18 protein-coding genes are annotated in these 21,672 nt (G+C 50.7%); 2 read left to right on the top strand and 16 right to left on the bottom strand.

Going from position 1 to position 21,672, the window contains the following annotated elements:
• Window positions 1-176: 176 nt before the first annotated feature.
• On the bottom strand, window positions 177-1,175 hold the full coding sequence (locus ACFSB2_RS25960; RefSeq protein WP_377946109.1) for a LacI family DNA-binding transcriptional regulator: 999 nt from the start codon (window positions 1,173-1,175) through the stop codon (window positions 177-179).
• Window positions 1,176-1,506: 331 nt separating this feature from the next.
• Between ACFSB2_RS25960 and ACFSB2_RS25955 the strand changes: the two genes are divergently transcribed.
• Window positions 1,507-3,138 carry an MDR family MFS transporter gene (locus tag ACFSB2_RS25955; RefSeq protein WP_377946107.1) on the top strand — a complete coding sequence of 544 codons (1,632 nt, stop codon included), beginning with the start codon at window positions 1,507-1,509 and terminating at the stop codon, window positions 3,136-3,138.
• A gap of 143 nt (window positions 3,139-3,281) precedes the next feature.
• On the opposite strand, the gene ACFSB2_RS25950 is transcribed toward ACFSB2_RS25955, so the two are convergent.
• From ACFSB2_RS25950 to ACFSB2_RS25880, 15 genes are all read right to left on the bottom strand, one after another.
• Window positions 3,282-4,322, bottom strand: a complete 1,041-nt coding sequence (locus tag ACFSB2_RS25950) for a zinc-binding dehydrogenase (RefSeq protein WP_377946106.1) — start codon at window positions 4,320-4,322, stop codon at window positions 3,282-3,284.
• A 35-nt stretch (window positions 4,323-4,357) separates the two neighbouring features.
• Complete coding sequence (locus tag ACFSB2_RS25945; RefSeq protein WP_377946105.1) at window positions 4,358-5,116, bottom strand: phytanoyl-CoA dioxygenase family protein; 759 nt, start codon at window positions 5,114-5,116, stop codon at window positions 4,358-4,360.
• Window positions 5,117-5,156: 40 nt separating this feature from the next.
• Window positions 5,157-5,915, bottom strand: a complete 759-nt coding sequence (locus ACFSB2_RS25940) for a sugar phosphate isomerase/epimerase family protein (protein ID WP_377946104.1) — start codon at window positions 5,913-5,915, stop codon at window positions 5,157-5,159.
• 32 nt (window positions 5,916-5,947) lie between these two features.
• Window positions 5,948-6,961, bottom strand: coding sequence for a Gfo/Idh/MocA family protein (locus ACFSB2_RS25935; protein WP_377946102.1), 1,014 nt, complete (start codon window positions 6,959-6,961; stop codon window positions 5,948-5,950).
• Between the two features lie 27 nt (window positions 6,962-6,988).
• Window positions 6,989-8,248: a nickel-dependent lactate racemase gene (gene larA, locus ACFSB2_RS25930; RefSeq protein ID WP_377946101.1), complete on the bottom strand. Its 1,260-nt coding sequence runs from the start codon at window positions 8,246-8,248 to the stop codon at window positions 6,989-6,991.
• A gap of 40 nt (window positions 8,249-8,288) precedes the next feature.
• Window positions 8,289-9,071 carry a DeoR/GlpR family DNA-binding transcription regulator gene (locus ACFSB2_RS25925; protein WP_377946099.1) on the bottom strand — a complete coding sequence of 261 codons (783 nt, stop codon included), beginning with the start codon at window positions 9,069-9,071 and terminating at the stop codon, window positions 8,289-8,291.
• A gap of 243 nt (window positions 9,072-9,314) precedes the next feature.
• A complete protein-coding gene (locus ACFSB2_RS25920) occupies window positions 9,315-10,250 on the bottom strand; it encodes an ABC transporter permease (protein ID WP_377946098.1) in 936 nt (311 codons plus the stop codon).
• Between the two features lie 4 nt (window positions 10,251-10,254).
• The gene (locus tag ACFSB2_RS25915) at window positions 10,255-11,223 is read right to left on the bottom strand and encodes an ABC transporter ATP-binding protein (protein WP_377946097.1); all 969 of its coding nucleotides are present in this window, start codon (window positions 11,221-11,223) and stop codon (window positions 10,255-10,257) included.
• A complete protein-coding gene (locus ACFSB2_RS25910; protein WP_377946096.1) occupies window positions 11,213-12,193 on the bottom strand; it encodes an ABC transporter ATP-binding protein in 981 nt (326 codons plus the stop codon). The genes ACFSB2_RS25915 and ACFSB2_RS25910 overlap by 11 nt, the downstream gene beginning before the upstream one ends.
• Entirely contained in the window at window positions 12,194-13,084 is an 891-nt protein-coding gene (locus ACFSB2_RS25905; RefSeq protein ID WP_377946095.1) for an ABC transporter permease, read from the bottom strand.
• A 104-nt stretch (window positions 13,085-13,188) separates the two neighbouring features.
• Window positions 13,189-14,145, bottom strand: a complete 957-nt coding sequence (locus ACFSB2_RS25900; protein ID WP_377946094.1) for an ABC transporter ATP-binding protein — start codon at window positions 14,143-14,145, stop codon at window positions 13,189-13,191.
• Window positions 14,135-15,118, bottom strand: a complete 984-nt coding sequence (locus tag ACFSB2_RS25895; protein ID WP_377946093.1) for an ABC transporter ATP-binding protein — start codon at window positions 15,116-15,118, stop codon at window positions 14,135-14,137. Before ACFSB2_RS25895 ends, ACFSB2_RS25900 begins: the two co-directional genes overlap by 11 nt.
• 1 nt (window position 15,119) lies before the next feature.
• A complete protein-coding gene (locus ACFSB2_RS25890; protein ID WP_377946091.1) occupies window positions 15,120-16,013 on the bottom strand; it encodes an ABC transporter permease in 894 nt (297 codons plus the stop codon).
• Between the two features lie 57 nt (window positions 16,014-16,070).
• The gene (locus ACFSB2_RS25885; protein WP_377946090.1) at window positions 16,071-17,045 is read right to left on the bottom strand and encodes an ABC transporter permease; all 975 of its coding nucleotides are present in this window, start codon (window positions 17,043-17,045) and stop codon (window positions 16,071-16,073) included.
• A gap of 83 nt (window positions 17,046-17,128) precedes the next feature.
• Window positions 17,129-19,144 carry an ABC transporter substrate-binding protein gene (locus ACFSB2_RS25880; RefSeq protein ID WP_377946088.1) on the bottom strand — a complete coding sequence of 672 codons (2,016 nt, stop codon included), beginning with the start codon at window positions 19,142-19,144 and terminating at the stop codon, window positions 17,129-17,131.
• A 469-nt stretch (window positions 19,145-19,613) separates the two neighbouring features.
• Here ACFSB2_RS25880 and ACFSB2_RS25875 point away from each other — a divergent pair, with 469 nt between their 5' ends.
• Window positions 19,614-21,629 carry a glycoside hydrolase family 44 protein gene (locus ACFSB2_RS25875; protein ID WP_377946086.1) on the top strand — a complete coding sequence of 672 codons (2,016 nt, stop codon included), beginning with the start codon at window positions 19,614-19,616 and terminating at the stop codon, window positions 21,627-21,629.
• Window positions 21,630-21,672: the final 43 nt, after the last annotated feature.

Genomic DNA, 21,672 nt, shown 5'->3' with positions numbered 1-21,672 from the left:
GACGCGAAATAGCGTGATTACATCCATACAATGGCGTCTCGGATGATACTCTATGATTCCGCTTTCATCTCCTAAAAACCAAGAGACCGGTACAGCCCTGAAAGCCTCCATTTCACAACAGACAGCAAGAATTTTGCTTTTAAACTCACCCCCCTCAAGCGCTAGTCACCGCTCCTCTAACTGCCCATCTGTTTTTTTCTTGCTCCACAGCTTTCTCGAATCACCAATTTCGTTGGTACAGTGACCTGCAGTGGACAATGTTCTCTGATGACACCGCCAACGAGCATGTTTACGGCAATGCTGCCCATCGCCTGTGTTGGAACGTGAACAGTGGTCAGCGGCGGATTGGTGAATCTCGCCAACTCGTTGTCGTTGCAACTTACAATCGCAATGTCTTCAGGAACGCGAAGACCAGCCTCTGAAAGCGCGCGCATCGCGCCAAGCGCCATAGGATCACTGGCCACAAACAGCGCTGTTGGCAGACAACGTTCAGCTATCAGGTCATTCACCAACTCGTACCCGCTGTGAATCGACCAATCTCCTGAAGCGCGAAGTAACTTGTCATCAAAACCAGCTTCCTTTTCTATATACTTTCGGTACGCCAGTTCACGTGGATCCTCTGGTCTGTACCCCCCGATATAGCCAATTCGCGTATGCCCCAGTGATGTCAAATGTTTCAATGCTTTTTCTGTTCCATGTTCGAAATCGACCACAATCGAATCGTAACGTTCGGGGTTCGGCGACCCGTCCAAAAATAACACTCGAATGTCGCGATCCATAAAATATTGTTCGGCTTCTCCATTTCCACCTATGACAATCACGGCATCAAAATTCATGAAACTTGCATAAGATTTCACAGCATCTTTCCATTGAATCGAGACTGAACCACCATGTGCGTGAATTTCTTGCTCTATACTTTGTCGAATCGAGAGGTAGTAAGGGTCAGTGCTCTCTGCATGTTCGTTTCTAAATGCCACAATACCAATTCTCGGTGTGCCTGGATGGCCATCGTTGTTCCGCCGAGGGCGGATCTGATAATTCAATTGTTCTAATGCTTTAAGCACTCTCTCTCTTGTTTCAGATGCGATGGATACTCCTTGCCCACCCCTGATTACTCTGGACACTGTAGCTTGCGATACTTGCGCGTATTCAGCGACATCTTTCAAAGTAGCCATGCGTCATCTCCTGAAAAATCAATGAAAAATACCGATATTTTTCATTATTAATGTGCATTATATTCAGTCATTTTTTCACTGTCAACACGTATAGCAGATATATTTTCCAAACAATTTTCGTCATCATTTTGCATGAAGTTTCAAAAGCGTATTTTCAACGCTCACTTGTCTCGAATTTGATACAGCGGCTTTTTTGACGTGGTGTTGATAAATTGTTTAATTGTTAAAGTATTTTTGTTGACGAACATTGATTTATAAGATATAAATTATAGTGACTAAAATATTTAACAATAAAACTTATAGCATACTAAACAAATGAGGAGGAATAAATATGGGTATGGCGCAAAGCGCACGCATGCCTCAATCATCACAAACAACAAACCAAATAACAGGTCAAAGAAAATGGTGGGCACTCGCCACAGTGCTCTTAACCATGTTTTTCTCATCGATGGATTCAACTGTCGTATCGACGGCAATGCCGACCATTATTGGTGATTTAAAGGGACTTAGTTTGTATGCGTGGGTCACTGCGGCGTACATGATGGGTTCTGCAGTCACAATCCCCATCTATGGCAAGTTGTCAGATGTATTTGGGCGTAAACCGTTTTATTTGATAGGGCTTATCTTGTTCGCACTCGGATCAGCCATTTCAGGACAAGCGCATACCATGATGGAACTGGTCATTGCGCGGGGATTTCAAGGGATTGGCGCAGGCGCCATGCAAAGTATGCCGCGCGCAACCATCGGTGATATCTTCAGCCCAAAAGAGCGCAGTAAATGGATGGGTGTCATGATGGCGACATTTGGGATTTCCAGTATCATTGGTCCGGCACTTGGCGGGTGGATTACCGATTCGTTTTCCTGGCGCTGGGTGTTTTATATTAACTTGCCGTTTGCAGCGCTCGCAATCATTGGTGTCGTCGCCACTTTGCCCAAAGTTCGCTCTGAGCAAAAGGTCAAGGTAGATTGGCTAGGTTCTGTGATTATGATCGTTGGACTGATTCCAATTCTGCTTGGCTTTACTTGGGCGGGCACAAAATATGCGTGGGGTTCACCGATTGAACTCACAATGTTTATCGGTGGTGCGATTGTTCTTGCACTGTTTGTTCTCTGGGAACGGAAAGCTGCTGATCCATTGCTTGCTCCTGCACTGTTCAAAAATCGAATCTTTAGCACATCACTCATATTAGGCGTCTTGGTTGGAATGACCATGTACGGGAGCCTCATGTTTTTGCCGATTTATGTGCAAGGTGTCATTGGTCTCAGTGCGCAAAGCAGCGGTTGGGTGATGTCTCCAATGATGATCGGATTTATAGCCGGAAGTATGATATCTGGGCAAATCATGTCGCGAACAGGTCGATATAAGATACTAGCCGTGTTTAGCGGTGCCGTCCTTGCGGTTGGATCACTTTTGTTGAATCAAATGAATGTCCATACAACGTGGACAACCGTTGTCATCAATATGGTTGTTTTGGGACTTGGCATTGGTTCATTGATGCCACTCATGAACATGGCGGTACAAAATGCGTTCCCATACAAAATGATGGGCACCGTGAATTCAACGCAGCAGTTTGTTCAATCGATAGGTGGCGTTGTGGCTTTACCGATTTTCGGTTCGATTCTTGACAAAGCATTCACGAACAAGTTGAATGCAACGATGCCAACTTCACTTGGCGCATTCAAACATCAATTGACTGCGATGAATCCACAAACGCTGTTGACGCCTCAAGCGCAGCAAGCGTTGGCAAAAACGTTTACCAAGTTCGGTGCAGCTGGCCATCAAATGTACCTTCAATTGATGGATTCAGTGAAAGTTTCGCTGACATTTGGCATTCAGCACTTGTTTGAGGTCGGGCTGGTATTCGCCATCCTCTGCTTTATTGGCACTTTCTTCTTGCCGGAAATGAAGCTTAAGGGGCAGGAATACTTCAAAGCGGATGGTTCAACAGAGGATGATATATGAAGCTAGCGGCATAACAGGGATTGGAATCAATGTGTTTTCACAATGCTTTGAACTCAATTGGTTGGGGAATGAGATGCGCTAAGGTGTCCCATTCCCCAACCCGCAAACGCAATTTCGCAGCAGCACAGTAAGATACCGTTCAACTAAAATTCCATCACGACTTGCAAGCTTGGCTCTGCCCCCCGATGCAAGCGGTCAAACGCCTGTGCGACTTGGTCAAGTTGAACACGGTGCGTGATAAGCGACTTCAGGTCAATTTGCCCAGTCTGCTGCAGTTTCATGATGGTCTGCTCCATCCTGATTCGATCCCACCGATAGGTCAGATGGGGCGCAAGGCCATTGATTTGCGATCCGACGATGTTGATGCGATTGTGATGAAATTCCTCGCCAAGAAACAGGCCATCTGCGCTGCCAGGCATAAATCCAGAGCAGACAACCCGGCCTGAATAGGCAACAGCGCGAATGGCCTCATGCAACGCCGCGGATACCCCGCTGATCTCGATACAGATGTCAGCCCCACGCCCTTCTGTCATTTGTTTGATCTCGCGCGCGACATCGCAGTTTCGCGAATTCAAGGCGATGTCTGCGCCGAACCGACAGGATTGTGCCAAACGCCAATCGTCGAGATCGACCGCAATGACCGTTGCCCCATTCTGTTTCGCCAGTTGGGCAACAATCTGACCTGGAACGCCTTGCCCGAAAATCGCCACCGTCTCGCCAATATGGATATCGGCGTCCAGGATGGCATTGAGCCCAATCGCGCCCATTTGGGCAAAGATGCCGCAGATGGGGTCAAGTTCCTTTGGCAGTCGGTGCACTTTCGCATAATCCTCTGTCACTGTGTGTGATGAACGATGGCCCCAGGCGCCATAGACCACATCTCCAATGTGGATCTCCTGTACGGCAGAACCTAACTCCGCAACGACACCGACCTCTTCGTACCCCACGCCGCCCGGAACCGGATAGCGCATGGATGGTTCTGCGGATGGTTCAAAAATATGCAGTTCGGCATTCCATTTCTTCTTGCTGAAAGGATTGTTGCCGCGATACACGGTCAATTCGGTGCCAGCGCTGATGCCGGAATATTGCGTCTTGATGCGCACCTGATTTGACTGAAGCGGCGCTTCTGCAAAATCCTCGATCTCGATCTCAAAAGGCTTGCGAATCGTCACCATTTTTCCCATTCCCACACCTCCATGTTTGCCAGTGGCCTGCGCCCTTAGTTTTCTTGAAATGTCTCGCGAATGTCTGGCCAATGCAGCCATTTATCGATCAATGGCGCTCGCCAATCCTTCGCTCTATTCACGTGATCCAACCTAAAGAAACACGCATACCTGATTTGATGCGCAAAATTGGGCCCCGCCGCATGTACAAGCTGGTAATGGCATAAAATCAGATCCCCTGCCTTGCCCGTGATCTGAACAGGTTCCGGCAACGGAACGTTGGGAGAATGGTGCTGCGTTTGAAACGCTGTCTCCGTCAGCAAAATATCTGGACCGTGATCGCGAAAATACTGTTCATATTGTCGATGTGTACCTGGATATACAGTAAAGTTGCCGGCGTATGACTCCGTTACATCGGACAGCAATATCCCTGCAAGCGCGGTGAAGTTTTGAACGATGCCGTCCTTCAATCGCAAAACGCCGTCTAGGTGAGCGCCGAAGTGACCCGGCCCATGCTCTGTACTTGGGAAACGCAGGGCAATCTGTCCATGATTCACCGGGCAAATATCCCCACGGCCAATCAGAGACTGTGCAATCTCCCAAGCTGGTGTCTTATTGAGGAGATCCGTGATCACAGGCGTTGTTTCCAGTTCTCTACAATAATTTGCACCAGTATGTTCAGCGTCAATGCCCTGGCCGATGGAATGATTGATGGCCTTGAGCGCATCGCGGATCATGAACGCTGGCACTACACCAGGCACGCTGACATACCCCTGCTCATAAAACATTCGTTTTTGCTCATAGCTTAATTGCACTATGCTAACCCCTTTCCGCGCTCTAGCAATCACCTGCGCCTTAGAGCAAGCCTGCTTCCTTCAAATTCAAGTAGCTGACTTGAATGGTTTCGAATGCTGTCAGGTTGCGGAGTCGGTCCTGTTCGACGACCATCCACTCCACACCGGTTTCCATCGCAGTGCGAATGGCGTCTTGTATGTTCACAATTCCGGTTCCAACCGCCGTGAACTGTGCCGGGGCATGCAAACTCCTTAAATCTTTCACATGAATGGCAGGCACACGACCCGCCATTTTCTTTAATACATGAATCGGATCTCCCCCGCCAAACGTGACCCAGGCAATATCCACTTCAAAATACACATGGTCTGGATTGGTGTACTCAGCAAGAATGTCCAAGGCGCAAACACCGTTGAATGAACTGTTGAATTCGTGATCGTGATTGTGATAGCAAAGCTTGAGTCCTTCGGCAGCCAACCTGGCCCCCGCCACATTGTAAAGTTCTGCGTCCCTGAGCAACTGTTCCTTGGACTCACAGGGCCCCCACCATACCGTGACACGGGAAGTTTTCAGTGCAACCGCATTTTTGATCAAACGGTCAAGATCATTTTGCAACTGCTCACGGCTGGCGCTCACGGTCAAGACTTGCAATCCCAATTGATGAAACCGCTTTAGGTTCGCAGAGACGTCCCCTTCTAAAAGATGTTCTCCCCCTTCGATTCCCTGGTACCCAATATGCGCGACCTTGTGCATCGTGCCCCAAAAATCTTGCTTTGCCTCTTCATGAACGATCCCGATCAGACCCAGTTTTAAATTTGCCATCATGGATTCCCCCACTTCGCATGATATCTACATCAGAAGCGATGATTTTCGAGCATGGTCACAAATGGGTTGTCGGTCACTCCCTGCAACGGAAGCGCCACACGCGCGTGCCGTCGAACGGATTCATAGAAAGCAAAAATCACTTCACTGGCTCGCAACGCCTTCTTGTAGGACAACTCTGGCTCTATACCTGCTTCCAAAGCATCCACCGCATCGCCAACGACACCGACCATATGATTGTCCACTCCTTCTGCCAAAACCGGCAGTTGCCAGGCGGGATCGTCATATACCCTCGCTTCTAAGCACTTTCCATCCCAATCCACCGCGAAAAATCCCTTGCTGCCGTGGACCCTCACGCCGCCCCATATGTCCATATCAGGTCCACCGACTTGAATGTGCGCGCGAATGCCATTCTCAAACACCAATGTCCCCGCTGCCATCCCCTCTGCACTGACACCAAACCAGTTGAGCGGCTCACTGGCATCCACTGCCCCCAGTACCCATTTGACGGGTGTTTCATCGACAAAACTGAGCGCCTGATCTATCGTGTGTGTGCCGCAATCAAGTAGATTCGGCGGTGAATAGAGCTCCATGCGTTGAATTTCGCCAAAAACGCCCTCGCTGATCAATTTTCTCGCCAACTGATTTCCTTTTGCAAAACGGCGTTGGTGACAAAATGTCAGTTGACAGTTGGTTTCCTGTGCAATGTTGGCAATTTCCAGACATTCTCCCCATGTCGGCGCCATCGGCTTCTCGGAAATCACCGCCTTTACCCCCGCCTGTGCACTGTCCCGAAAGACTGGCAGATGAAGCGGCGTCCACAAACTGGTGACGACAATGTCCGGCGCTTCTTGCTTCAGCATATCGTGATGATCCCGATATACCTTGGCGTTGAGCCCTAAATCTCGATTTAACGATTCAGCTGCCTGCTCGTTTACATCGGACAAGGCAACGATTTGACAACGTGACTCCGCTTGAATTCCAGCAGCGTGCTCACGTCCGCGATGACCGCAACCCACGACAGCTACTCGATATATGCGCGCCATGTATAGTCCACCTTTCTTTCTCAAAACTCATGCAACGTATGGAATGGTCAACGGGCCAAATGGCAGCACAGCCACCGACATATCGTCTCCGTACTGCTCAGCCAGTGCTTGAAGCGTGTCAGAAATATCGTGTGTTGGCTGCAACATGGCTCGTCTCACAACGTCATCCTCCAGTTGCGAATATAGATAAATATCAGCCCAAGTAAGAATCGTCGCCTGTTTCTGCACCTGCCATTGATCATCCATTTGGAATGATGGATCTTGAATGAGCTGCAACAGTTCCTCCGGTGTGCGCCTCATCTGTAGAATCTTCGCATAATTCCCGTGCGAAGGAATGCCGTCCAAGCATTCGCTCGCACAGATGATCACGCCGCCCTGCCGCACGATCTTTTGTGCCGCACTCATGCCCTTTACGGCTTGATACAGATTCTGGTCTAACGGGTAGCCGGAGTTGGATGTGATGACGACATCGTATCGTTTTGCACATGCGACCATGCTGTGTTCCTTGACATAGGCACAGCCTTGCGCGTGTCCTTCAAACAAATCACCAGCAAACACCTGCGTGATTTCCTTCTGCCCATTCAGGGTGACATTGACCATAAAATGCGGCATACACATGCGATTCACTTCTCCAGCCATCTGCTGCAATGGATTGTCCTCGATATTGCCCCAAGTGGAGCGCGGGTCGCCAATCATGCGCGCATTGTGGAACGTGCGGATGGTCTCAATCCCGGCAATCCCCGGCATGATGCCTTTGGGTCCCCCAGAAAACCCTGCAAAAAAATGCGGCTCGATGAAACCAATCACAATGCGAAAATCCGCTTCCACATAGGCCCGATTTAAATAGACATCACAGCCAAACTGGCTGCGTCCGACATATGCCAACTCCTCCGGCGTGTTGCAATGGTGATTGATGACGCTTACATGATCTACGACCCACTCGCCGAGCATATGCACAAATTCATCCCGCGTCTGATCACGATGCGTTCCCGTCCCGTTGACAATGACAATCTGATCTAGCGGGACGTGTTGCAATTCTTCGAGAATCCAAGGCACCAGTTTGTGATTCGGGGTGGGCCGCGTAATGTCGCTGATCACAATCGCCACCTTATCGGTCGCTTTGACCGCCTCGCGCAACGGCGTGGCATGAATCGGATGACGAAGCGCGTCTATCACTACGGCGTGATCGTTTACCAGCCCTGGCAGTGCGCGAGGTTGCAGGATGTCTGCGGTATCTGGCACATCAATCGTCAAGGCGCCTTTCCCGTATAAAAGTGAAGTCTGCAAAGCATCATCTCCCTGTGACGATATGGTCCAAGCGTAAAAATCAATCTTCACTTGCGTCAACGGTGTCTATTTGCGCGACCCTCACCTGACATTGCTTGAGCGCATTGACATGTTGGGCATCTATTTTTGAGTCGGTCACAATCATGGTAATCCGTTCTAAACCACATATGTTTGTAAAACTCTGAAAATCAAACTTGCTGTGATCGACAAGCAAATAACATTCATCGGCAATTTCAATCATCTTCCGTTTGACGATGGCTTGCTGCTCATTGGATTCGGTCGGCCCATGCTTTAAGTGCAGACCTTTACACGAGATAAAGGCTTTGCTCACGTGATACATGTCCAATGATCTTTCAGCGAGCGGGCCGACAAAAGACATCGAGCGAGGCGCAAGATCACCACCAATGGCGATGACGGCAATTTTCTCTTTATCGGCCAGCTCTGTAATCACTTTGACCGAATTTGTGAGAATGGTCATGGGTATATTCGGCATGCTGCGCGCCATAAACCAAGCTGTGGAGCTGGTGTCCAGTATGATCTGATCCCCAGGGGAAATCAATTTGATGGCTTCTGCAGCGATTTCCATCTTTTCGTGCACATTGATGATTTCGCGCTCAAAGTAGGGAATCTCCGACTGTTCTGTATTGATTTTAAGTGCTCCCCCATGACTTCTGCGAAGTTTCCCTTCCTCTTCTAACACATCCAGATCTTTGCGAATGGTCTCTACCGTGACATTGAACATTTGACTTAGCTCAGCAACTCGAACACTGCCTTTTTGGTTTACAATTTTCGCAATCTCTCTTTGTCTCTCCAACACTAACATCGCTAGTGCCTCCTCTCTTCCCAAACGAACATTTCGCCTGAAGCGTCGCCATTGACTCTCCTGCTTTAAAACCTGCAATACCTCGGTTGATATATCCAAGGAATCGTAACCAGATTTCTCTACAGTCAAAAGTTAACACAAACAAACGGCATGATCCAAGACGGCACCTTGGACAATTTCGCTCCTGATAATCACTAGACCGCGCATACGTGGTGCCGCTTCCCTCCCAATCACATATAGAGATCATCTACCGCCTTGGCTTGCGCCAAACCACTGGATACGTGGATTCAAAACACAGTATGTGATGTCGACGATGAGATTGAATACCAACACCATGGCGCCTAAGATGAACAACATCCCGATGGCATGCACCGGATCGCCTTGGATACCTGGTGGAAATGCAAAACCAAGTTGACTTATCGCGTCGAAGCCATTGGGGTTCATGATCTGCGACACGCCGCGAACATCGAACACAGATTCCACCAGGTACGTGTTGGAGATCACCATGGCGACTTGCGGTGCAAGATAGGTCAGCACCGAGAAAATAGACGGCCGCAAAGCATGACGCAGTATCAATTTCCATTCAGGCACGCCCCTCGCCCTAGCTGCAACGATGAAGTCCTCCTTGATGACTTCATTCATCCCGGCCTGCATGAATTTGGCGATATAGCCGACTGTGGTGAAAGCAAGCGCAATCAACGGCAACACGACATACTGTGGTCCACCCCAACCCAGCACAGGAAACAGATGAAAATCGACAGCCAAGTACATTTGAAGCACGATCGCGATCGCAAACGATGGTGTGGCTTGTGCAACTACGGTTGCCGTGGCGCCGAGTTGAGCCACGATGTTGCGCTTCTTGATGGCTGCCATGATACCAATTGGCAGGCCAATCAGTGCAGCCAGCACGACGGATCCCAGCGACAGAAAGAGTGTGGTGAGGAAACAGACCAGAAAAACCGGCACTGGGGCACCGAACTGCAATTGAAATACACTCAACGCCGTGCTGCGCAAACTAGACAAAAACAGCGAGAACTGAAATGGGGTATGGTGAATCTTCAATTGTGTATAATCTCCAATGGATGAGAAATACAACGCCGTATACGAAAGAACCACAATGGCGAAGAGCGTAATGGCAATGATGGCGAGACGAATACTGAAAAATCGCAAAAACTGCACGCTGTCACCCCCTAGTGGCGGCCGCAAAGTGGCACGAAGCAAAGTGCTTGGAGTCCACGCGTTGTAACACTGGTTTGGACGTCTTGCACATGTCCTGCGCCAGTGGGCAGCGTGGATGGAACGCGCATCCAGAAGGAATGTCCAGCGGTGAGGGAATCTCCCCTGGCAACGTATCCAACGTATGCCGCATCGCCTTGGATGCTGGGATGTGCAGCAGTGACTGTAACAGCGCCTGTGTGTACGGGTGCGCGGGTTTCGCATAAAATGCGCCCGCTGGCGCCCACTCCACAATTTCGCCTAGATACATGACGGCGACAAAATGGCTCACATACTCAACTGCAGACAAATTGTGCGAGATGAAAATATACGACAGTTCGCGCTCGACCTGCAGTTCTTGCAGCAATTGCATGATTTGCGCCTGCACGGAGACATCAAGCGATGCCACAGGTTCGTCACATACAACGAGCTTAGGCTCCAGCGCCAACGCGCGGGCAATCATCACCCGTTGCTGCTGGCCGCCAGATAGCTCAAAGGGCAAGGCTTCCGCGTCCGTCGGCTGCAAACCCATACGTTCGATCAGTTGATCGGCACGATACCGTCGTTCGCGTGGCGTGCCAATACCGTGCACGCGCAACGGATCCTCAATGTTCCAGCCTACGGTCTTTTTCGGATGCAAAGCGGCGAGCGGATCTTGAAAGATGATTTGCAATCTCCGACGCTGCTGGCGCAATTTTGCCTTCGCCAAGCGGTTTAGCTCAACCCCGTCGAACCGAACACTGCCGCTGTCTGGCCGTTGTAATTGTAAGATGCAACGACCTAAGGTCGATTTGCCTGACCCACTTTCGCCGACAAGCCCCAGCGTCTGCCCACGTTCCAATGTCAAGTTCACATCCCGCACTGCATGCAACATTCGGTGCTGCATGCGAAAAGACTTATTGACGTTGACCAGTTCAAGCAACGGTTCATCCGCCATTGACGGCCACCCCCTCAACATGGTGACATGCAACCCAGTGATCCTTCTCTAACTGACGAAATGCTGGCCGCACTGCATCACATGTTGAATCCGCAAACCGACATCTGGGGGCAAATGGACAACCAACAGGAGGTTGGATGAGTGTCTGAGCGTTCCCAGATATCGGGGCAAACATTCCTTTACGACGATTATCAAGCGCAGAGGAACGCAGCCCCAGTGTATACGGATGCGCGGGACGTTGAATGAACTGATCAATCTCAGCCATCTCCATCACTTGGCCGCCATATAGAACGAGCACCCGGTCACATACATTGGTCGCTACACCGATGTCGTGCGTGACCATCACTGTGCTCATTTTCCGGCGTTCGCAAGCCCTGCGCAGCACGGCGAGCACCTGCACTTGAATGGTCGTGTCGAGTGCCGTCGTCGGTTCATCCGCCAACAGCAACTTGGGTTCACACGCAAGCGCTGCGGCAATCATCGCACGCTGACGCATACCTCCAGACAACTCAAAAGGATAGTTGGCAAACCGCACAGCCGGATCCGGTATCCCCATCTCCCCCATCAATGCAATGGCGCGCTGTTTGGCTTCTGCCTTCGAGCAGATTCCATGTTCTAAAAGCGGCTCCATAATCTGTTGTCCTACCCGCAAATACTGATTGAAGCTGTTGACGACATTTTGAAACACAACACCGATGTGCTGCCCCCGCACATACCTGAGTTCTCGCTTGGACATGTGCAGTAGATCCTGGCCATCGAACATGATCTCGCCATCAAAGACTTGTCCGTTGTTGCCCAGCAGATGAAGAATAGACATCAGCATGGCGGATTTTCCGGACCCGCTTTCGCCGAGTATCCCTAACCACTCACCTGGGAGAACCTGAAATGAGACACCATTGACGGCATATACAACGCTATCCGGCCGTTCAAAGCGCGTATGTAAATTGCGAACGTCAAGCACGGCTTCCATTCACTGCACCTCCTTGACATCGAGCGCCTCCTGTAAACCATCGCCGACGAAAATCAGCGCCATGAGCGTCGTGATGAAGAGCACCGCCGGCCCCCAAAAGAGCCAAGGGAAACCAAACAAGTCGCGGGCGCCTGTGATCAAGAGCATGCCGAAACTCGGTTTCGGCAACGGCAAACCAAAACCCATAAAGGAAACGACGGCTTCTTGCACCATCATGTTGGAAATCGAAAATGCGGCAAAGACAATCAAGCTATTGACGACGTTCGGGAAAATATACGAGACGGCAATGTATCCCGGTCTTGCCCCAATCGCGCGCGCCGATTCCACCAATTCGCCGTTGCGAAGCGCCAGTGTGTGACCGCGTACCAACCGGGCAAACCCAGCCCACTGCACGAACCCAAAAGATAACGACAGCGCGAAAATGGTCCGCCCCAAATCAGCCACGAGAAACATGACCAGATAGAAACACGGGAAGGCAAACATAAAATCCGTCACCCGCATCAAAGCCTGGTCCACCCAGCCGCCTGTCATCCCTGCAATCAGGCCGATGACGGACCCCAGAATAAATGCGATAAACGTGGCTAGGGCGCCGATGGCCAACGAATAACGCAACGCGTAAAGATTCTGACTCAGCATGTTGTGCCCTATATTGTCGGTCCCGAACGGAAAATTCCAACTGGGTCCCTGGTTGGCGACATACGCATTCACATGTGTTTCCCCGTCCGGCGCAACCCACGGGATGATGATGGCCGCCAACGCCACCACCATCAGCCAAACCAGGCTGACAATACACATGCGGTTCCGCCTGAACCGCCTCCAAGCCGACCAGCGTCGCCTGGAGACGGCTTGACGGCGCGCAAGCGTGATCGACGGGACAACGACTTTTGACATGCGGTTCACTCCTCCTGCCCCCTAGGGCATGATAAACTTGTGAGCCCGTCGGAGGCAGATAGGTACAGCGGTGACCATCACACCGCTTTGTTTGCTGATCGGTTTCACGCATCGAGGTGACAGGCTGAGTAATGTTCATTTCCGACTGGCTTGGATACCGGCTTTTGCGTCGCACAGATGTCCATTGCCATTGGACACCGTGGATGGAAAGGGCATCCTGACGGCGGCGATAGCGGTGATGGAATCTCCCCGGCCAGTACGCGAAACTCTGTTTTCTGCTCCCCTGGCTCAGGCATCTCCAATACAGAGTCCATCAACACACGCGTGTAAGGATGGTGTGGATGCGCGTAAAGTTCATCCACCGGCGCATTCTCCACAATCTGCCCCAAGTACATGACGACGACATAGTCACTCAAATATTCGACAACCGAGAGATTGTGCGAGATAAAGATGTATGAAAGCTGAAATTCCTCTTGCAACTCCTGTAACAGATTGATGATTTGGATTTGAATGGACACGTCGAGTGCGGACACGGCTTCGTCACAGACAATCAGCTTCGGTTGGAGCGCCAATGCCCGTGCAATGCCTACACGTTGTTGTTGACCACCGGACAATTCAAAAGGAAATATATTGACCATATCCGGGCTGAGTCCAACGCGCTCAAGCAACATCTCCACACGCTTTGCCCGCTCCGCAGCACTGCCGCGTCGATGGACGAGCAGAGGATCTTCGATCGCGTCACCGACCGTCATACGCGGACTGAGCGAAGCCAGCGCATCCTGAAAAATCATCTGCATATCCTGGCGCCTGCTCCGCATCTGCAACTTTGTAAGCTTGTTCAGTTCAACCCCTTCGAATGTGATGGTCCCGGAATCCGGTTCCAACAACCGCAGGATGGTACGTCCAAGTGTGGATTTGCCGGATCCGCTTTCCCCAACAAGCCCAATCGTCTGACCTCGTTCAACCTGAAACGAAGCATTCTGCACAGCGTGCAGTATTTTGCGGCCGACTTTGAAATGTTTGCTGACATTTTCGACGCGAAGCAACGGCTCAGATGACATTGCTCATGACCTCCTCGGCGCGGTGGCACGCCACCTCATGTCCAGGAAAGAGCGTGCGCAGCGGCGGTATTTCTTTGTAACATCTTTCAAGTGCAAATCCGCAACGGCTGGCAAACGGGCACCCTTCCGGAGGCGTGGTGAACACAGGCGCATTTCCCGGAATCGCAGAAATTTTCTTGTGACGGTTGCCGATGGAGATAATGGATGACTTGAGGCCGATGCTATAGGGATGCGCAGGTCTGCGGACAAATTCCTCCACCGTCGCCATCTCCATGATTTTGCTCCCATACATCACGATGAGTCGGCTGCACAAGTTCGTTGCAACGCCGAAGTCGTGCGTGATGATCAGCGTTGCCATGTTCCGAGAACGGGCCGACTCGCGAAGCAACGCCAACACCTGCATCTGCACGGTCATGTCGAGTGCGGTCGTCGGTTCATCGGCGATGAGCAATTGCGGTTTGCAAGCCAGTGCAATGGCAATCATCACACGCTGGCGCATGCCGCCGGAAAATTCAAATGGATAATTGCGATAACGGGTTTCCGCATCTGGAATGCCCACCTCGGCCAAAAGATCAATGGCTCTGGAAAGCGCCTCTCTCTTATTACATAGATGGTGTTTGACCATGGATTCTGCAATTTGCCAACCGATGCGCTTGACCGGATTGAGACTGGTCATTGGATCTTGGAAAATGACGCCAATTTCCGTGCCGCGAATGGCGCGAAGTTGACGCTCATTTAAATGAAGCAAGTCTTGACCGTTGAAAATGGCCTCACCATTTGTCACACGACCGTTGTTGGCAATTAAGCCGAGGACGGACAATACGGAAACAGATTTGCCGGAACCACTTTCGCCGACAATGCCGACTGACTCACCTTGGTCGACGTGGAAACTCACCCCATTCACTGCGTAGACGACGCCATTGGGTCGAGTAAACTCTGTGGACAAATTCTTGACTTCCAGCAGTCGACTCATTTCACATGCCCCCTTTGGGATTCAAGGCATCCTGTAACCCATTGCCAACCAGATAAAAAGCAATCAGTGTCAGGGCGAAAATACCAGATGGAATATAGAGCAACCAAGGAAATGCCAGTACGTCGGTGCTACCAGCCGCCACCAAGTTCCCGAAACTGGGTTGCGGCGGCTGCAGTCCCATGCCCACAACGCTCAAGCCAGCGTCCTGCATCATGGCACCAGGAAAGGACATGGCCACATTGATGATCACCGGACCGACGATGTTGGGCCACATATAGCGCCGCGCGATGTGAAATCCAGAAGCGCCGATGGACCGTGCAGACTCCGCCATCTCACCCCCGCGAACGGACAAAACGAGTCCGCGCACAAGCCTGGCGTGACCAGCCCACTGGGTGATCCCAATGGAAAGGAAAATGGGAAACAAACCATGCCCCAATGTGACAACAAGAATCAGATTGAGAAAATAGGACGGAAACGCATACATCAAATCGACGATGCGCATGATGATGGAATCTGTAATCCCGCCCGCCATACCTGACCACAGCCCGGCGGCAATGCCGATGAAAAACGAAATGATGATGGCGCCAACGGCAATTTCCATCGAAAAGCGCACACTGTACAACACTTCACTGAACATGTCTTGCCCAACCCGATTTGTGCCAAATAAATGTTGCCAACTTGGCGCTTGGTTGGCATCCTGAATGAATTCAGTCGCATAATTGTGTGGTGCGATGTAAGGGCCGATGATGGCAATTACACAGATCAACAAAATCCATCCGAAAGCGATGACATAGAGCGGACGACGGCGAAATCGTCGCCACGCCATCGTCCACATGCCGATCTTTTTGGATCGACGAATGACCATGCCCTCCATGACTGCTGGACTCACACTCACGATGAGAACCCTCCCATTCCCTGAAACACTGAAGTATGTTGCAACATGGGCCCGCGTTTAACTATCAAGCCGGACGCGCGGGTCCAACAACTTGTACGTGATGTCGACCAACAAGTTGAAGACAAGAATCAAGAGTGTACCGATGAACACCGAGGTGAGCGCCAGCGGGTAGTCATCCGTAACAAACGCATTAGCCATATATTGTCCCATGCCAGGGATGGAAAAGAGCGTCTCGACAAAGATGGTACCGACGACATTGGCCGCAATTTGCGGACCAAGCACCGTGATCACTGCGGTGAGTGAATTGCGGAAAGCATGCCCCATCACAACCGACCAGTAGCTTAACCCTTTGGATTTAGCCGTGCGAATGTACTCCTGTTTCATCGTGTCAATCAGGCTGCCGCGCATAAACATCGTCATCCCGGCAATGCCGCCAAGCGCCAAGGTAAACATCGGCAATATCGCGGACGCAGGGCTGTTCCAACCGCTGATGGGCAGGAAACCTGGAAATACGACGCCAAACAACATGATGATGCCAACCGCCAATAGATAGCTTGGAATCGCTTGAAAGACCATGGCCAAAGTCGTCAGCGTGGTATCGAGCCAACCGCCTCGTTTTAAAGCGGCCCATATCCCCAATGGGATGCCAATGACAACGGAAAAAACCGTGGCGCCAATGGCGAGGATGAAACTGATAGGAAAGACAGTTTTGAGCGTGTCGATGATTGGGGTGGACGGATACTCAAACGAATAGCCAAACTGAAACGTCAGCGTGTTCCAAATGTAACCCCAAATTTGTTTATAGATGGGCGTCGTAAAACCATAACGTTGATCCATGAGATCCATAATGTGTTGCGCCAATTTTGGTTGCGTCTGAAACAACGTCGTATATGCCGTACTACTGCTGAACGCATTCGCGTTGAAAAATGAACCCGGGGCCAGTTTCATCAGTGCAAATGCTCCACCGACAATGATCGCCAGTGTGATGATCATTTGAATGAGCCGTTTGGCGATAAATAACAACCAGTTCATTTACCGTTCCTCCTTGCCCGCCAATTAGGCGACGCAGTGCGGCCTTGCCAATGTGTACAGGATTGGCCGCATCCACGTTTACCTCACTTCGCCTGTGTGCTCATGTACTGCAAGTTGATGATGTTGTCCCATGTGTACGGGTTGTAAGGTACGTTCATCAACCCTGGCTTTTGCAGCGCAATCTGTGATTTTTGCGTGAGCGGAATTTCCCAGTACAATTGTTCCCATTCGTCCGCCACTGCTCCACCCAGCTTTTGCGCTTGACTGGTTGAGATTTGACCTAGTTTTGTGTTCTCGGCATTGAGTTTCAACAAACTTGGCTCTTTCATCAGATCCTTGTTGATTTCAAGCGAGAGATCCAAGCCATAGTTACCGCCATTGCCGCCAAGATACTGCCAAGCGGTCAACCATGCGGCGTGTTTGTCCGCGTCGGTCTTGGCTGCCTTCCACTTGGCAACATAGCTGTCCCAGAGTTGCTGGTTGGTCGGTGAGCCAGGGAGCGGATTCTGCATCAACAGACCAGGGGTGTTCCCGTATTTTTGCATCCACGCGTTAACCGTATTGAAATCCTGAACCATCGGAGCCCAATCGGACCATTTAAGCCCTAACTGCTTGTTGCTGGGATTCCCGTACGCCTTGACCGCATATGGGTTGTTCTGACCAGCATTCATCATAGAAAGTGCCTTGCCGAAATGCGCTCGATCCGGTTGTGGCAGTACAAATTGAACTCCGAACTCCACGGAGTAAGAGCCCGGCCCCGGCGCCTCCCAACTGCCGTCCACAAACCCCGGTTGCTCTTTCAAGTTGGCAAAGTCATACGTTCCTGATCCGGCAATCTGCGAAGGCAATTCGACGATTTTACTCTGAATGCCAAGATTCGCCTTCAACTGTGCCTGGACGGACTCCAATACAGGATCCGCTGCGCCGGAAGCTTGATAGAAGTAAAGCGTCGGCAGACCTTTGCCACCTGGATATCCGGCTTGCGCCAACAGTTTCTGCGCCTGCTTCACCTGCGCTGTAAGCGGTAGGCTGAACGTTTCATAGGCGTCGTATTTCTTCGGCATGAGCGTGCCGACCGGCAGACTCATGCCGTTATCCACCTTGTTCGCGATGACCGTGCGGTCAATCGCGTAGGCAATCGCCTTGCGCACATCGAGTTTGTCATATGGACTTGCATAGACAGAGTGATCCCACGTCAGTTCCGCTTCGCCGGTGCTGTAGGATCGCACGTATTGATCCTTGAGCTTAGTCTTGGCGTAAATGTAGTCACTGGGATTCGTCAACAGCGCAACATCTGTCGTGTTGGACATGTACGCTTGCAACGGCGTGGACGACGAAGGGATGATGGTAATCGTTTTCAAATTGCCGACATTATACTCTCCCGGGTGACCGACATACTTCGGATTGCGCGTCAGTACCATTTGGCCATTCGCTTTAAACGAGGACAGGAGATATGGCCCATTGCCGACAAAGTACTTGGGCAGATACCAGTCGGTCGGATGCTTCTTGATAAGCGGCGGATAAAGCGGCAAAGATTGACCGCCATTCTGTCCGCCGACAAGTCCCTCCAAAAAATTAGGGTTCGGATTGGCCAAGGTACACTGCAATGTCCATTTGTTTAAGACTTTTAAACCGACTTTCGATGCAGGTACGCTACCGCTTTCATACGCGTAACCATTGACGATGAACTGCATCGGACTGGCGTACATCGGAGGAAACCCTTTTTGACCTGGACGAGCGAGCCACATCCACGAGAAGTAAAAGTCGTTTGCCGTGACTGGTTGTCCATTGCTCCATTTTGCATCGTGGCGCAGGTTGAACGTCCATACGGTGTAATTCTTGTTATGTGTCCAACTGTTCGCGACTTTTGGCACGATTTTGGAAAAGTCTTTGTTGTAACCGACAAGTCCTTCGAGCAGGGCGCCTGGCATAATGAGCTGTGTGCCCGTGGTATAATCTGTCGTTTGCAAATCAGGCCAGGATGGCGGCATGAATATTTTGACCGAGTCGCTGTTGGATATGGATTTATGCGTGGCACAGCCAACGGTCGTGCTGGCACACAGTGCGACAGTCAACGCGAGCAAAGATACTTTCTTCAACCAGATTGCCCCCTTTGAATATCTTTTGGTTATCAATAAAATGTAGCAGCGTTTCATTCGAAATCTACGTTAAGGAACCAATCGGAAACGTAGATCACAACCGTTGAAACCTGCCGTTGAATGCTTATTTTGTACAACCTCCTCTCCTCCCCCTCAAATGGCCACCAAATATCTGATTATTCTTCATTCAAATATAATACAACAAAACGTAAATATACAACGGTTATTTCAAAACAAAACAATATAAATAACGGCATTTTTATTTTGATTAAATTTTATTATCGGATAAAAACTTAAGTAAAGTGCTCAATTCACGCCTTCAACAGTAAATGTCCAAAGAATCTCACTTCGTAATGTTGTATAAAACAAAATTAAAAATAATTAATTTCAAAAGGATTAATGAAATGACGTCGAAGTATATTTTTGTATGACACAGCAATCCATGCAACCAGATAGGGGAGGTCTGAAAATGCATCTAAACGTGCAAAAGAAACACTATGTAGCCACCTTGGTGTTAGGGGGGAGTCTAATTGGCATTCTGATGCCGACTGCTGTCGCGCACGCGGATACGTCAACCGGTCCGGCATTGAGTGTCGATGTAGCGGCAAATCGCCACACTATCAGCCCTGATATTTACGGAGTCAATGCTGGGGTGGACGCTGCGACCGCAAAGGAAATGGGCGCGACCGTATTCCGCTGGGGCGGCGACGCAACCACTAATTACAACTGGCAGGTCGACTCGAGTAATTCCGGCCGGGATTGGTTCTATACAGGTGGTGGAACGGCCAATCCTAGACCAGGCGGACAAGTGGACGACATGATCAATGAAGCGACCAGCGTCAGCGCCAAGAGCGTCGTCACCATTCCCATCATCGGTTGGGTGAACAAGACGAACACACCAAACGCCTCGTATCCGTCTGGAGCGTACCCATCAACCGTAACGTTGACCGACTCAAACGGAAATCAAGTGACGGGTCCCTACTTTGCGCCACTCGATGGTCTGACCGGATCGACACTTGGAACCAATATTCCTGCTGGCTATGATCCTTATCTGACATTGCCGGATGGCGAATACGCCGGCAGCGGTATGACCTGGGCGAATGGTGACGCACTTGCGACAGACGACTGGTCGGATTACACATCTGTTCTTGACACCGACGTTCAGCGAAACTATCTCAAAGTCGATCCGCAGTGGATGAAAGGCTGGATTCAACATATCGTGGCACAGCATGGAAATTCCGCGAAATCCGGCGTCATCTACCAAATGGACAATGAGCCGTTTAGTTGGTCGAACATTCACTACGACGTCCACCCCAACAACACCACGTATGATGAAGTATTACAAGACACACTGGCGTACGCGTCCATGATTAAAAAGACCGATCCGACAGCACAAATTCTCGGACCGTCACCGTGGGGAGCTCCCGCCTACTTTGGCGGCGACTATAGCGATTATTCAAATCCGGAATCGGATTACCCGCATGGGATGTATTTCATTCCCTGGTACTTACAGCAGATGCATCAAGCCTCACAGAAATCCGGTGTCCGCTTGTTGAACTACCTCGATGTTCACTATTACCCACCGACAGGGAACAACAATGCGGACGATCCAACCACCGACGCGCTCCGCTTGCGGTCCACACGCGCGCTGTGGGATCCCACGTACACTACAGAAGATTGGATGGGCCAGTGGTTCACGCCTGCACAGCAACTTGATCTCATCCCAAGGTTGCAGAATTGGGTGAACCAGTATTACCCAGGTACTAAAATCTCCATCACCGAGTACAATTGGGGCGATCTCGGGAATATCAACGGCGCCTTGGCGCAAGCTGACGTCCTTGGTATCTTCGGTCGAGAAGGTGTCTCCTTGGCCACCCTTTGGGGGCCGCCGACAAGCATGGAACCCGGTGCATTCGCCTTCAAAATGTACCGCAACTATGATGGCCAAGGCAGCACGTTTGGCAATATCTCTGTACAGTCCACCAGCGCAGACCAAAGTCAGTTGGCCATCTATGGCGCAGAACGAACAGACACCGACAACCAAGGGAAGGGCCCGCACGGCCAAAGCCAAGACGCATTGACCATGATGGTGATCAATAAAACGGGCAATGATCTGACAAGTGCGGTCAATATTCAGAATTTCAGTCCTGACAAAGCGGCGACTGCCCAAGTCTACAACTACAGTTCCGCAGACCTGAACAACATTGTCCATGAACCAGATGCGACCATCACCAAGGACAGTGGTACAAGCGAAGAAGGCTTCCCGAACGAATCGGTGACCGAGACATTCCCGGCAAACTCGATTACACTGCTCGTGCTGCCAGGCCATATGCAGCCGAACGCGCATACGACACCAGGTGACGGGAAGCCAGGTCACGGAAATCAAAATGGAGGCAATGTACCCTCGCCAGGTAAACCAACTGATGCCACTCCACCAGTTGGTGTGCTGCAAAGATACTCCAAGGGGCATCCTGGCTTGCATTAATTGGGTCGCACTTAAGCATTTCCAAAAGCACTCCGTACATTTT

Source organism: Alicyclobacillus fodiniaquatilis, assembly GCF_042678105.1.
GTDB classification, from domain to species: domain Bacteria; phylum Bacillota; class Bacilli; order Alicyclobacillales; family Alicyclobacillaceae; genus Alicyclobacillus; species Alicyclobacillus fodiniaquatilis.
The sequence above is the reverse complement of the archived record's forward strand: the minus strand, read 5'-3'. Positions and strand labels throughout refer to the sequence as shown.

Bases quoted from the DNA above. Each gene is read 5' to 3' on its own strand.
- ACFSB2_RS25960 (WP_377946109.1), bottom strand. From the start codon at position 1,175: ATGGCTACTTTGAAAGATGTCGCTGAATACGCGCAAGTATCGCAAGCT.
- ACFSB2_RS25955 (WP_377946107.1), top strand. From the start codon at position 1,507: ATGGGTATGGCGCAAAGCGCACGCATGCCTCAATCATCACAAACAACA.
- ACFSB2_RS25950 (WP_377946106.1), bottom strand. From the start codon at position 4,322: ATGGGAAAAATGGTGACGATTCGCAAGCCTTTTGAGATCGAGATCGAG.
- ACFSB2_RS25940 (WP_377946104.1), bottom strand. From the start codon at position 5,915: ATGGCAAATTTAAAACTGGGTCTGATCGGGATCGTTCATGAAGAGGCA.
- ACFSB2_RS25935 (WP_377946102.1), bottom strand. From the start codon at position 6,961: ATGGCGCGCATATATCGAGTAGCTGTCGTGGGTTGCGGTCATCGCGGA.
- ACFSB2_RS25925 (WP_377946099.1), bottom strand. From the start codon at position 9,071: ATGTTAGTGTTGGAGAGACAAAGAGAGATTGCGAAAATTGTAAACCAA.
- ACFSB2_RS25915 (WP_377946097.1), bottom strand. From the start codon at position 11,223: ATGGCGGATGAACCGTTGCTTGAACTGGTCAACGTCAATAAGTCTTTT.
- ACFSB2_RS25910 (WP_377946096.1), bottom strand. From the start codon at position 12,193: ATGGAAGCCGTGCTTGACGTTCGCAATTTACATACGCGCTTTGAACGG.
- ACFSB2_RS25905 (WP_377946095.1), bottom strand. From the start codon at position 13,084: ATGTCAAAAGTCGTTGTCCCGTCGATCACGCTTGCGCGCCGTCAAGCC.
- ACFSB2_RS25900 (WP_377946094.1), bottom strand. From the start codon at position 14,145: ATGTCATCTGAGCCGTTGCTTCGCGTCGAAAATGTCAGCAAACATTTC.
- ACFSB2_RS25895 (WP_377946093.1), bottom strand. From the start codon at position 15,118: ATGAGTCGACTGCTGGAAGTCAAGAATTTGTCCACAGAGTTTACTCGA.
- ACFSB2_RS25885 (WP_377946090.1), bottom strand. From the start codon at position 17,045: ATGAACTGGTTGTTATTTATCGCCAAACGGCTCATTCAAATGATCATC.
- ACFSB2_RS25875 (WP_377946086.1), top strand. From the start codon at position 19,614: ATGCATCTAAACGTGCAAAAGAAACACTATGTAGCCACCTTGGTGTTA.